Consider the following 13,121-nt stretch of genomic DNA (forward strand, 5'->3'; position numbering starts at 1 on the left):
TCGTTGAAACTGCTGATCCTTGATCGAGACGGAGTGATCAACCACGACTCCGACGCCTACATCAAGTCGCTGGAGGAGTGGATCCCCATTCCTGGCTCGATCGAGGCCATCGCGCAGTTGAGCAAGGCAGGCTGGACGGTGGCGGTTGCCACCAACCAGTCCGGCATTGCCCGCGGCTACTACCCGCTGGAAACCCTCGAGGCCATGCATGCGCGCCTGCGCGCGCTGGTGGCCGAGCAGGGCGGCGAGGTCGGCCTGATCGTGCATTGTCCGCACGGCCCGGACGAGGGCTGCGACTGCCGCAAGCCCAAGCCCGGCATGTTGCGGACAATCGCCGAGCACTACCAGGTACCGCTGGCCGGCGTATGGTTCGTCGGTGACAGCAAAGGTGACCTGGAGGCGGCCCTGGCCGTCGATGCACAACCCGTGTTGGTAAAAACCGGCAAGGGTGAAAGGACCCTGGAAAAAGGTGTCCCGCAAACTACACTGATTTTCGACGATCTGGCAGCCATCGCCAGAGAAATTATTTAAATGAGTGCGCCAGGACCGGCGCACTTTTCATTAGGCGGGCACGCCCCGCAACGGTACATGCCACTATGTCGATCCTGCAGGCGATCAGAATCTTTCTTTTTTACCTGCTGTTGGGCACCAGTTCGCTGCTGTGGTGCTCGCTGAGCTTCTTCGTCGCGCCTTTCCTGCCGTTCCCCAAGCGCTACAAGTTCATCAACGTGTACTGGTGCCGCTGCGCGCTGTTCCTGGTGCGGACGATCCTGCGTATCGACTACAAGGTCACCGGCGCCGAGAACGTGCCTGACGTGCCCTGCGTGATCCTGTCGAACCACCAGAGCACCTGGGAGACATTCTTCCTCTCGGCGTACTTCTCGCCGCTGAGCCAGGTACTCAAGCGCGAGTTGCTGTACGTGCCGTTCTTCGGCTGGGCCATGGCCATGCTGCGACCGATCGCCATCGACCGGAAGAACCCGAAGGAGGCTCTGCGCCAAGTTGCCAGCCAGGGCGACGAACTGCTCAAGCAGGGTACCTGGGTGCTGATCTTCCCCGAAGGCACCCGCGTGCCGCATGGGCAGATGGGCAAGTTTTCCCGCGGCGGCACCGCGCTGGCGGTGAATGCCGGCCTGCCGGTATTGCCGATCGCCCACAACGCCGGCAAGTTCTGGCCGCGTGAAGGCTGGGGCAAGCGCCCGGGCACCATCGAGGTGGTAATTGGCGAGCCGATGTATCCGGAGGGGACAGGCCCGCGTGCCATCGCCGAGCTCAACGACCGTGCCCAGGCATGGAACGAGGCGGCTCAACGCGCCATGGGTTCGCTGCCGCCAGCGGCGGAAAAACCCGAGCAGCAGCCTGCCTGACGTTCTGTGGATAACTTGTTAGCAATTTTTGGATTAAGCGTCTTAAAACATAGCTAAGTGATTGAATTAGCTATTTATTTCCGTGTATGACGTTTTTTCGAAAATCGTGCATAAGTTTTTTCCCGCGATAAAAAACCGGCTTTTACGCCGGTTTTTTTATAGGTTGATCGCTTTGATCGAGTCGTGGGAGCGGGCTTGCCCCGCGATGGCGTCCTCAGTGCTGGCGACATCGCGGGGCAAGCCCGCTCCCACGTTGTATCCCTCTCAATCCTCACACCTTGTCGATATCCACATCCCGGGTCTCTTTCAGGCAGAAGATCCCCACCACCAGGCTCACCCCGGTGATCAGCACCGGGTACCACAGCCCATAGAAGATGTCCCCGGTGTACACCACCAACGCGAACGACACCGTCGGCAGGAAGCCGCCGAACCAGCCGTTGCCGATGTGGTAGGGCAGCGACATCGAGGTGTAGCGGATGCGCGTCGGGAACAGCTCGACCATCACCGCCGCCAGCGGCCCGTAGGTCATGGTGGCGATCAGGATCATGGCGACGATCAGCACCACCACCATCACCTGGTTCACCTGCGCTGGGTCCGCCTTGGCCGGGTAGCCGGCGCTATCGATGGCACTGCGCATGGCCGTTTCGTCGAAGCCATTGATGGTCTTGTCGCCGATGCTGACGATCACCTCGCTGCCAGCGACACTCACCGAGCTGTAGGGCAGGCCCTGCTTGACCAGGAACGTCTTGACCTTGTCGCACGGGCTGTCGAAGCGTGCCTTGCCCACCGGATCGAACTGGAAGGTGCAGCCCTTGGGATCTGCGGTGACGACGATCGGCGCCTGGCGACTGGCGGCGTCGATCTGCGGATTGGCGTAATGGCTCAGGGCCTTGAACAGCGGGAAGTACAACACCGTCGCCAGCAAAAGGCCAAGCATCAGGATCGGCTTGCGCCCGACCCGGTCCGATAGCCAGCCGAAGAACACGAAGAACGGCGCACCGATCACCACGCTGATGATCAGCAGGGTGTTGGCCTGGGCCGGGTCCATCTTGAGCATCTGGGTCATGAAGAACAGCACGTAGAACTGCGCGGTGTAGAAGGTCACCGCTTGCCCGGCATTGATGCTGAACAGTGCCGTGAGCACCACTTTCAGGTTCGGCCAGGAGGTGAACGACTCGCGGATCGGCGACTTGCTCACCTTGCCCTGGGCCTTCATTTTCACGAAGGCCGGCGACTCGTGCATGCTCATGCGGATCCAGGTGGATATCGCCAGCAGCACGATCGACAGCAGGAACGGCAGGCGCCAGCCCCAGGTTTCGAACTGGTCGCCACTGATGTAGCGGCTGGCCAGGACGACGGTCAGCGACAGCAGCAGGCCCAATGTGGCAGTGGATTGGATGAAGCCGGTGTGGAAACCACGTTTGCCATGAGGCGCGTGCTCGGCGACATAGGTGGCCGCGCCGCCGTATTCACCGCCCAACGCCAGGCCCTGGAGCATGCGCAGCACCACCAGGATGATCGGCGCGGCGATACCGATGCTGGCGTAGGTGGGCAAAAGACCCACGGCGAAGGTCGACAGGCCCATCAGCACAATGGTCACCAAGAAGGTGTACTTGCGCCCGATCATGTCGCCCAGCCGGCCGAACACCAGCGCGCCGAACGGGCGCACCAGGAAGCCGGCGGCGAAGGCCATCAGGGCGAAGATGAAGGCGGTGGTGTCGTTGACCCCCGCGAAGAATTGCTTGCTGATGACCGCGGCCAGCGCGCCATAGAGAAAAAAGTCATACCACTCGAACACCGTCCCGAGGGATGACGCGAAAATGATCTTGCGCTCTTCACGACGGCTTGGGCTGCTCGCCGCCGCCCCCTGTTCCTGGATGTAATCCGACATCGTTGCTGTCCTCGGCCCGCAGGCCACAGTGATTATTCTTGTTGTTCCACTGTCGGCGACTTGCGACCACAAGCCGCCGCTGTTGCAAACACCCGGGTCAGGGCGTCGGTATCGCGCTGGCGTCGCTGAGGTTGGTCTGGGTATTGGCCCCCTTGAGGATCAGTTGTGCCGCCTTTTCGGCAATCATCAACGTGGGTGAACAGGTATTGCCGGAGACGATCTGCGGCATGATCGAGGCGTCGGCCACGCGCAGGCCGGGAATGCCATGCACGCGAAGCTGGTTATCCACAACATCGAGCGCGCCACTGCCCATGCGGCAGGTGCCCACCGGGTGGAAGATGGTGGTACCGATCTGGCCGGCGGCCTGGTGCAGGTCGTCCTCGCTCTGCAAGGCGGGGCCTGGCAAATACTCGCGAGGATCGAAGGCCGCCAGGGCAGGGGCCTGGACGATGCGTCGGGTGAGGCGGATGGCCTCGGCGGCGACGCGCAGGTCCTCGGGGTCGCTCAGGTAGTTGGGGTCGATCACCGGCGCGGCATTCATGTCCGCCGAGCGGATGTCGATGCGTCCACGGCTCGCCGGGCGCAGGTTGCACACCGAGGCGGTGAACGCCGGAAAGCGATGCAGCGGCTCGCCGAAGCGGTCCAGCGACAACGGCTGCACGTGGTATTGCAGGTTGGCCGTTGCCTGCTCGGGGCCTGAACGGGCGAAGGCGCCCAGCTGGCTCGGCGCCATGGCCAATGGGCCACTGCGGTCGTAAGCGTAGCGCAGGCCCATGCCCAGCTTGCCCCACAGGCTGTTGGCCATCTGATTGAGGGTGCGGGTGTTGTGGACCTGATAGATCAGGCGCAGTTGCAGGTGATCCTGCAGGTTGCCGCCAACCCCGGGCATCTCATGGCGAACTCCGATACCCAAGCCTTCGAGCAGCTTGCGTGGGCCGATGCCGGAGCGTTGCAGAATGCCGGGGGAGCCCACGGAGCCCGCGCACAGGACGATCTCGCGGCGAGCGGCGAACTCATGCCAGGCGCCTTGCCACGAGGCCTTCACCGCCCGGACGCGGGTGTTGTCGAGCAGCACCTGGTCGACCTGCACGCCCGTCAACACTGTCAGGTTGGGGCGCTTGAGGATGGACCTGAGAAACGCCTTGGCCGAGTTCCAGCGCACACCGCTGCGCTGATTGACCTGAAAATATCCACAGCCCGCGTTGTCGCCCATGTTGAAGTCGTCGACCTTGGCGATGCCACTCTGCTCGGCGGCATCGCGGAAGGCATCGAGGATCGGCCAGCTGTAGCGCTGCTGCTCGACCCGCCATTCCCCCTCGGCGCCGTGGCTGTCGCTGGCGCCGGCGAAGTGGTTCTCGCAAGCCTTGAACAAGGGCAGCACATCCTTCCACGCCCAGCCGTCGTTGCCTTGCTCGGCCCAGCGGTCGTAGTCGGCGGCCTGGCCCCGCATGTAGATCATGCCGTTGATCGACGAGCAGCCGCCCAGCACCTTGCCCCGTGGATAACCCAGGCTGCGACCGTTCAGGCCGGGCTGGGCCTCGGTCTTGAAGCACCAGTCGGTGCGTGGATTGCCGATGCAGTAGAGGTAACCGACGGGGATGTGAATCCAGGGATAGTTGTCGCGGCCACCCGCCTCGAGCAGCAATACGCGGCACGAAGGGTCGGCGGACAAGCGGTTGGCCAATAGGCAACCGGCGGGACCGGCTCCCACGACCACATAGTCGTAGACAGGATCGGCTGATGGCATGTGCAACCTCGCGCCTGATTATTATTCTTGTCCCGATCCATCTTATTGATTAATTTCGCCGAGGAAACACGAGATTTCGCGCAGCCGTTGTGCGTTTTAGCACAACGACTATCTGATTGTGGGAGCGGGCTTGCCCCGCGATGGCTTCAACAGCCAGCACTTCCAAGGACGCCCATGTTCGACTGGAACGATCTGCGGTTTTTCCTCGAGTTGCAGCGCAGCGGCCGCCTGCTCACCGCCGCCAAGCGCCTCAACACCACCCACAGCACCGTGGCCCGGCATATCGAGAGCATCGAAAAGCACCTGGGTACCGCGCTGTTCGTCCAGCACGCCCAGGGCTATGAACTCACGCCTTCCGGCCAGGCCCTACTCAAGCACGCCGAAGCCATGGAGAACGTTGCCCTGCTGGCGCAGGAAGAAATCACCCAGGCCATCACGCCACTGGGCAAGATCCGCCTGGGGGTGACCGAAGGCATCGGCATCATGTTCTTCACCCCGCGCATGAAAGCCTTGTTCCAACGCTACCCGGGGCTCGAAGTGGAATTGGTGGCGGTGCCGCGTTTCGTCAGCATCCTCAACCGCGAAGCCGAGATCAGCATTCACCTGGAACGTCCCAACGCCGACCTGCTGATCACCCGCAAGCTCACCGATTACCGCCTGGCCCTGTACGCCAGCCAGGACTACCTGGACCGCGCACCACCGCTGCACAGCCGCGAAGACCTGGCCCGGCACAGCTGGATCGGCTATGTCGACGACCTGCTGTTCAGCCAGGAGCTGCTGTTCCTCAACAGTTTCTGCCGGGCGCCCACCGTGGTGTTCCGCAGCACCAGCGTGATCGCCCAGCAGCACGCCGCACAGGCCGGGCTGGGCATCGCCGTGTTGCCGAACTACATGGCCCGCCACGATCCGAAGCTGGTGCGCGTGCTGCCCAGCGAGACCATCCAGCGCAGCTACTGGATCTGCACACGCCGCGAGCTGCACAAGTCGGTACGCCTGCGAGTGGTGTGGGACTACCTGCTGGCGCTCTGCGCCGCCGAGCAGGACGAGTTGCTAGCCGAATAGCGCCTTGCCGGCCAGCAACACCGCGGCGCCACAACCCACCACGGCGAACAGCTGCTGCAGGCGCGGGCCGGCCAGCTTGCTCGCCAACGGCCGCGCCAGCAGCAAACCCAGCACTGCCCCCACCGCGAACGGCGCCGCGACCCACCAGTGCATCACGCCCGCCACGCTGGCGCTGATCACGCTACCGGTAGACACCAGGGCAATCACCGCCAGCGAGGTGGCGACGATGCTTTTCATGTTCAGGTTGGTATAACGGTTCAGCGCCGGGATGATCACGAAACCACCACCGACCCCCAACAGGCCTGACAGCAACCCCGACAGCATCCCGGTGAACGCCAGTGCCCGGGCGCAGGGCAGGGTCCAGCGCAAGCGCCCCTGCAGCGGGTTGAGCACGCAGGGCATGATCTCCCGCTCCCCACAGGGCGACTCGCCACGCAGTTCACGCGCGGCCTTGCGCCAGATCCGCAGGCAGGCGTACACCAGTACCCCGGCGAACACCAAGGCCAACGGCGTGTTGGGCAAACGATGGGCGAGCATCAGGCCGAACGGCGCGCAGACAATTCCGATCACCGCGATGAACGCGGCCGCCCGATAGCGCACCAGCCCTTGGCGCAGGCCGAGCACCGCACCAACCGACGCCGCCAGCCCTACGGCCAGCAGTCCGATCGGCGCCGCCTCGACCATGCTCAGTCCCAGGCCGAACACCAGCAGCGGCACCGCCAGGATGCCACCGCCGGCGCCGGTCAGCGCCAGCACCGCGCCAATGATCGCGCCGAGCCCGGCGCCCAGCAGTTGGTGTTCGATCACTGCTGCGCCTCGACCACCAGAGGTTGCGGCCGGGCTAGCCATTCGCGGCCCTTGAGCATGGCCTTCCAGTACAGCGGCGGCAGGATCTGCGCCTTGAGCAACCAGGCCAGGCGGGTTGGCTTGCGGCCATCGAGCAGCCAGCGCGGGAAGCTCGGCGCCACCTTGCCGCCATAGGTGAACTCGGCCAGGACGATCTTGCCGCGTTCCACCGTCAACGGGCAGGAACCATAGCCATCGTACTGGGCCAGGGTCGACAGGCGACCGAGTGCCACCAGCACATTGTTGGCCACCACCGGCGCCTGCTTGCGGGCGGCGGCGGCGGTCTTGGCGTTGCTGGTATTGGCCACGTCACCCAACGCGTGGACATTGCCGAACTGGCGATGACGCAAGGTATGCGGGTCGACATCCACCCAGCCCGCCGCATCGGCCAGCGGGCTCTGGCGGATGAAGTCAGGCGCCACCTGCGGCGGCACCACATGCAGCATGTCGAAGGCTTCGACCCGGGTCTCGGTGGTGCCATCGGGGAGGGTACGGATAAACGTGGCGCGCTTGTTCGGACCATCCACCGCCGTCAGGCGATGCTGGTAGTTCAGGTCCACGCCGTACTTGTCGATGTAGCTCATCAGCGCCGGCACATAATCCGGCACACCGAACAGCACCGCCCCAGCATTGAAGAAGCTGGCCCTGACATTGCCCAGGTGCCCCTTGCGCAACCAGTGATCACAGGACAGGTACAGCGCCTTCTGCGGCGCACCGGCGCATTTGATCGGCATCGGCGGCTGGGTAAAGAGGGCGCGCCCCTGCTTGAGGTTCTGTACCAGTTGCCAGGTGTAGGGCGCCAGGTCATAGCGGTAGTTGGAGGTGACACCGTTGCGACCGAGCGTTTCGCTCAAACCCTCGATGGCGTTCCAATCGAGTTTCAATCCCGGGCAAACCACCAGTTGCTCATAGCTGACCGCACGCCCGTCCTCGAGCACGACCAGTTGCCCTTGAGGGTCGAAGCTCTCCACCCGCGCCTTGATCCAACGCACGCCACGGGGCAGGGTGGCCGCCATGGTCTGGGCGGTGCTCGGCGCCTTGAAAACACCGGCACCGACCATGGTCCAGCCAGGCTGGTAGTAGTGCACGTCGGCAGGGTCGATCAGGGCAATGTCCAGCGACGGATCACGGGCGATCAGGCTGGACGCGGTGGCGATACCAGCGGCACCGGCGCCGACGATCACCACCTTGTGGTGGTCGGCACGGGAGGAATCGGCAGGGGACAGCAAGGCAGGCATGGCGGTGTTCCTTGGAAATCTCGTTATGGGTACGGCGTGGCTTACAGCTTGTTCAGCGGGATCTTCAGGTAGCTCACACCGTTGGCTTCAGGTTCGGGGAATTGCCCGCTGCGCATGTTGATCTGCACCGACGGCAGGATCAGCACAGGCATGTCGAGGGTCTTGTCACGGGCTTCGCGCATCTGCACGAAGCTGTCTTCGCTGACCCCTTCATGGATATGAATGTTGTCGGCGCGTTGCTCGGCCACGGTGGTGACGAAGCGCAGCTCACGGCCACCAGGCAGGTAGTCGTGGCACATGAACAGCCGGGTCTGGTCGGGGAAGGCGAGCAGGCGACGGATCGACTGGTACAGGGTTCGCGCGCTGGCGCCAGGAAAGTCGCAACGGGCGGTGCCATAGTCGGGGGTGAACAAGGTGTCGCCGACGAACACAGCGATCTCGCCCGCATCCTCGACCATGTAGCTCATGCACGCCGGGGTATGCCCAGGGGTGTGCAGGGCACGGGCATGCAGGTTGCCGATGCGAAATCCCTCCTCATCTTCGAACAGGACGTCGAACTGGCTGCCGTCACGGGCAAAACCCGGCTCGGCGTTGAACAGGGTGCCGAAGACTTTCTGCACCTGGGTGATCTGCGCGCCGATCGCGATGCTGCCGCCAAGCCGCTCCTTGAGGTAGGCCGCCGCAGACAGATGGTCGGCGTGCACATGGGTATCCAGGATCCATTGCACCTTGGCATCCAGCGCTTCGACGCGGGCGATCAGCTTGTCCGCCGAATCGGTGCAGGTGCGCCCGGACTTGGGGTCGTAGTCCAGCACGCTGTCGATCAGCGCGCATTGGCGCGTCTCGCCATCCATGACCAGGTAGCTGATGGTCCAGGTCGCCTTGTCGAAGAACGCTTCGACGTGAAGGTTGTTGCCGATGATCATTGCACTCTCCAGTTATCCACCGAGCCTCCTTGAAGGCATAGGCAGTGAAGGGTGCTTTATCAAGATACATGCCAGCCCTTCAGATAGGACGCCGTCCCCTTGCAGGAGCGGCCTCGTGCCGCGATGGCTGCGCAGCAGCCCCATTACAGCCAGCCAAAGGTGACAGTTCCTGGCAGTCGACTGTCAGCCGATGGCAGTGTTTGGCAGTCCTTGCTACCCTCGCCAGGTCCTTCACCTGGTGCTGTCATGCTAGCCGCTTCCCATCCCGCGATCCTCGCGCTGGTGTCCTACCTCGAACACGATGTGCTACCCAGCATCGTGCTGGATACCGACTACAACATCCTGGCTGCCAACGCGGCGTACCGTCGTCAGTTCGGCAACGAGGAGCACGCGCCGATCGGCGAAAAATGCCACCGGGTCTCGCACCACTATGCCGTGCCCTGCGACCAAGCCGGGGAACATTGCCCGCTGCGCAAGTCGCTGGACAGCAAAGTGCCCGAGCGCGTGCTGCACATCCATCACACCCCGCGAGGGCCGGAGCATGTGGATGTGGAACTGCGCCCGATCCTCGATGACGAGGGCAGGGTGGTGGCCTTCGTCGAACGCCTGACCAGCGTCACACTGGCATCGGCACAACCTCAACAACAAGGGTTGGTTGGCCGGGCGCCAGCCTTCAAGAACGCCGTGGCCAGTTTGCAACGTGCAGCCCCTGCGCAGATTCCGGTACTGCTCCAGGGCGAGTCGGGTACGGGCAAGGAGCTGTTCGCCCGCGCCTTGCACCTGGGTAGCCCCCGAGCCAATGGCCCCCTGGTGGTGGTGGACTGCACCGGGCTGACCGAGTCGTTGTTCGAGAGTGAACTGTTCGGCTATGAGAAGGGCGCCTTCACCGGCGCGACTCAACGCAAGATCGGCCTGGCCGAGGCTGCTCACGGTGGCACCCTGTTCCTCGATGAGATCGGTGAAGTACCGCTGGCGATGCAGGTGAAACTGCTGCGCCTGATCGAATCCGGCAGCTTCCGTCCGGTCGGCAGCACGCGCACGGTCCATTCGGATTTCCGCCTGGTCTCGGCCACGCACAAGCCCTTGAAGGAGATGGCCGCCGAAGGGACGTTTCGCGAAGACCTGTATTACCGCATCAGCGGATTCCCGATTCGCCTGCCATCGCTGCGTGAGCGAGTCGAGGATTTACCGTTGCTCTGTGAGAGTCTGCTACAACGCATGGCCGGCAAGCACTCGCCCAAGGTCACCGCCGAAGCACTCGCTTGCCTCAACCTGCATACATTCCCAGGCAACATTCGCGAGCTCAGAAACATCTTGGAGCGCGCGCGATTGTTTGCTGATGATGGGCTGATTCGTCCCGAACATCTTCCGGAAGATATCCACCCGACTGTAAGGCAACCAGGTGTTCGGGGACGTAGGAACGAAATGGCCGATCTGGCCCATGCCCTGGAAACCTTCAGCGGTTCCCGAAGTGAATTGGCCGATCACCTCGGGATGAGCGAACGCACGTTGTACCGCCGACTTAAAGCATTGGGGATTTCGTAGTTCCACGTGGAACATTCATGAAGGTAAAAAAAAAAGCCAATCCCTGGGGATTGGCTTTCTTGTACTACCCGCAGATCAGAAGTCCAGGTTGGACACCGACAGCGCGTTGCTTTCGATGAAGTCGCGACGCGGTTCGACCGCATCCCCCATCAGGGTGTTGAACAGCTGATCGGCGGCGATGGCGTCCTCGATGGTCACCTTGAGCATGCGGCGCACGGTCGGGTCCATGGTGGTTTCCCACAGCTGGTCCGGGTTCATCTCACCCAGTCCTTTGTATCGCTGGATGGTGTGGCGCTTGGTGCTCTCGTTCATCAGCCAGTCGAGGGCTTCCTTGAACTCGGTGACAGCCTTGCGACGTTCGCCACGCTGCACATAGGCGCCGTCGCCCAGCAAGGTACCCAGCTTTTCACCCAGGGCAACGACTGTCTTGTAGTCATTGCTACCGAAGAAGTCACGGTTGAAGGTGACATAGCTGGCCAAACCATGGGAGGTCGTTTCAACGACAGGCAGCCAGAGGTTGCGCTCCTTGTCCTCGTGCAAGTCGGCCTTGTAAGCCAGACCAGAACGCTGGCTATTATCCAGACGCTGCTGGAACGCCTTCAGCCAAATGTCCATCTGCGCCTTATCGGCCAGTTGCTCGAGGGAAACCTTTGGCAGGTAGATGAAGTGCTCGGTCAGCTCTTCCGGGTACAGGCGCGAAAGACGCTTGAGGGTTTTCATCACCGCGCGGAATTCGTTGACCAGCGCCTCGAGCTGCACGCCGGAAACGGCTGGCGCGGACTCGTCCAGGTGCAGGCTGGCATCTTCCAGGGCCGACTGGGTCATGTACTCTTCCATGGCCTCGTCGTCCTTGATGTATTGCTCCTGCTTACCTTTCTTCACCTTGTACAGCGGCGGCTGGGCGATATAGATGTAGCCACGCTCGACCAGTTCCGGCAGCTGACGGAAGAAGAAGGTCAGCAGCAGGGTACGGATGTGCGAACCGTCGACGTCAGCATCGGTCATGATGATGATGTTGTGATAACGCAGCTTGTCGATGTTGTACTCTTCACGGCCGATGCCACAACCCAGCGCGGTGATCAGCGTGCCGACCTCCTGGGAAGAGATCATCTTATCGAAGCGCGCTTTCTCGACGTTGAGGATCTTGCCCTTGAGCGGCAGGATCGCCTGGGTGCGACGGTTGCGGCCTTGCTTGGCCGAACCACCCGCGGAGTCACCCTCCACCAGATACAGTTCGGAAAGGGCAGGGTCCTTCTCCTGGCAGTCGGCCAATTTGCCCGGCAGGCCGGCGATGTCCAGAGCACCTTTGCGGCGAGTCATCTCACGGGCTTTACGCGCCGCTTCACGGGCCCGGGCAGCGTCGATCATCTTGCCGACCACGGCCTTGGCTTCGTTGGGGTTCTCCAACAGGAAGTCGGCGAAGTACTTGTTCATCTCCTGTTCCACGGCAGTCTTCACCTCCGAGGAAACCAGCTTGTCCTTGGTCTGCGAGCTGAACTTAGGATCCGGCACCTTGACCGAGATGATCGCGGTCAGGCCTTCACGGGCGTCATCACCAGTGGTGGCGACCTTGTTTTTCTTCGCCAGGCCTTCCTGCTCGATGTAGCTGTTCAGGCTACGGGTCAGCGAGGAACGGAAGCCGACCAGGTGGGTACCACCGTCGCGCTGGGGAATGTTGTTGGTGAAGCACAGCAGGTTTTCGTTGAAGCTGTCGTTCCACTGCAGGGCGACTTCGACACCCACGCCATCGTCACGCTGGACGTTGAAGTGGAAGACCTGGGAGTTGACCGGGGTCTTGTTGGTGTTCAGGTATTCAACGAATGCGCGCAGGCCGCCTTCGTACTTGAAGAACTCTTCCTTGCCGCTGCGCTCGTCCTTCAGCAGGATGCCGACACCCGAGTTCAGGAACGACAGCTCGCGGATACGCTTGGCGAGAATGTCCCAGCTGAAGTGAATGTTCTTGAAGGTTTCAGCCGAAGGCTTGAAGTGAATGTGGGTACCGGTGGTTTCGCTTTCACCGACCACCGCCATCGGCGCCTGTGGCACGCCATGGACGTAGGTCTGTTCCCAGATCTTGCCGCTACGACGAACGGTGAGCACCAGTTGCTCGGACAGGGCGTTTACCACCGATACACCTACGCCGTGCAGACCGCCGGAAACCTTGTAGGAGTTGTCGTCGAACTTACCGCCGGCGTGCAGCACGGTCATGATGACCTCGGCCGCGGAAACGCCTTCTTCTTTATGCACGTCGACCGGAATACCACGGCCATTGTCACGGACGCTGATGGATTCGTCCGGGTGAATGATGACGGTGATGTCATCGCAGTGCCCGGCCAGGGCTTCGTCGATCGAGTTGTCGACCACCTCGAATACCATGTGGTGCAGGCCGCTGCCGTCATCGGTGTCGCCAATGTACATGCCGGGACGCTTGCGTACGGCATCCAGCCCTTTCAGCACCTTGATGCTGGAGGAGTCGTACGTTTGATTTTCGCTCATGCC

General features: G+C 62.4%; 10 protein-coding genes. 4 read left to right on the forward strand and 6 right to left on the reverse strand.

The annotated features are described in order from the left end of the window. Positions 1 to 3: 3 nt before the first annotated feature. The gene (gene gmhB, locus AC25M7_RS02745; RefSeq protein WP_028690042.1) at positions 4 to 531 is read left to right on the forward strand and encodes a D-glycero-beta-D-manno-heptose 1,7-bisphosphate 7-phosphatase; all 528 of its coding nucleotides are present in this window, start codon (positions 4 to 6) and stop codon (positions 529 to 531) included. Between the two features lie 65 nt (positions 532 to 596). Further along, on the forward strand, positions 597 to 1,367 hold the full coding sequence (locus AC25M7_RS02750) for a lysophospholipid acyltransferase family protein (RefSeq protein ID WP_028690041.1): 771 nt from the start codon (positions 597 to 599) through the stop codon (positions 1,365 to 1,367). Positions 1,368 to 1,638: 271 nt separating this feature from the next. On the opposite strand, the gene AC25M7_RS02755 is transcribed toward AC25M7_RS02750, so the two are convergent. Next, positions 1,639 to 3,258 (reverse strand): MFS transporter, encoded by a 1,620-nt coding sequence (locus tag AC25M7_RS02755; RefSeq protein WP_028690040.1) that lies wholly within the window; start codon positions 3,256 to 3,258, stop codon positions 1,639 to 1,641. A 97-nt stretch (positions 3,259 to 3,355) separates the two neighbouring features. After that, on the reverse strand, positions 3,356 to 5,005 hold the full coding sequence (locus AC25M7_RS02760; protein WP_486970714.1) for a GMC family oxidoreductase: 1,650 nt from the start codon (positions 5,003 to 5,005) through the stop codon (positions 3,356 to 3,358). Between the two features lie 174 nt (positions 5,006 to 5,179). Here AC25M7_RS02760 and AC25M7_RS02765 point away from each other — a divergent pair, with 174 nt between their 5' ends. Continuing rightward, on the forward strand, positions 5,180 to 6,067 hold the full coding sequence (locus AC25M7_RS02765; protein WP_028690038.1) for a LysR family transcriptional regulator: 888 nt from the start codon (positions 5,180 to 5,182) through the stop codon (positions 6,065 to 6,067). On the opposite strand, the gene AC25M7_RS02770 is transcribed toward AC25M7_RS02765, so the two are convergent. From AC25M7_RS02770 to AC25M7_RS02780, 3 genes are read right to left on the reverse strand one after another with little or no spacing between them, the layout of a single operon-like run. Continuing rightward, a complete protein-coding gene (locus tag AC25M7_RS02770) occupies positions 6,056 to 6,874 on the reverse strand; it encodes a sulfite exporter TauE/SafE family protein (RefSeq protein ID WP_241411255.1) in 819 nt (272 codons plus the stop codon). The two genes, AC25M7_RS02765 and AC25M7_RS02770, sit on opposite strands and share 12 nt — an antisense overlap. After that, complete coding sequence (locus tag AC25M7_RS02775) at positions 6,871 to 8,151, reverse strand: NAD(P)/FAD-dependent oxidoreductase (protein ID WP_028690036.1); 1,281 nt, start codon at positions 8,149 to 8,151, stop codon at positions 6,871 to 6,873. The genes AC25M7_RS02770 and AC25M7_RS02775 overlap by 4 nt, the downstream gene beginning before the upstream one ends. A 41-nt stretch (positions 8,152 to 8,192) precedes the next feature. After that, positions 8,193 to 9,077, reverse strand: coding sequence for an MBL fold metallo-hydrolase (locus tag AC25M7_RS02780; RefSeq protein WP_028690035.1), 885 nt, complete (start codon positions 9,075 to 9,077; stop codon positions 8,193 to 8,195). Between the two features lie 246 nt (positions 9,078 to 9,323). Here AC25M7_RS02780 and AC25M7_RS02785 point away from each other — a divergent pair, with 246 nt between their 5' ends. Then, a complete protein-coding gene (locus tag AC25M7_RS02785; protein WP_062360041.1) occupies positions 9,324 to 10,622 on the forward strand; it encodes a sigma-54 interaction domain-containing protein in 1,299 nt (432 codons plus the stop codon). 75 nt (positions 10,623 to 10,697) lie between these two features. On the opposite strand, the gene gyrB is transcribed toward AC25M7_RS02785, so the two are convergent. Then, the gene (gyrB, locus tag AC25M7_RS02790; protein WP_028690033.1) at positions 10,698 to 13,118 is read right to left on the reverse strand and encodes a DNA topoisomerase (ATP-hydrolyzing) subunit B; all 2,421 of its coding nucleotides are present in this window, start codon (positions 13,116 to 13,118) and stop codon (positions 10,698 to 10,700) included. Positions 13,119 to 13,121 lie beyond the last annotated feature (3 nt).

It is taken from the genome of Pseudomonas sp. P106(2024), assembly GCF_057480815.1.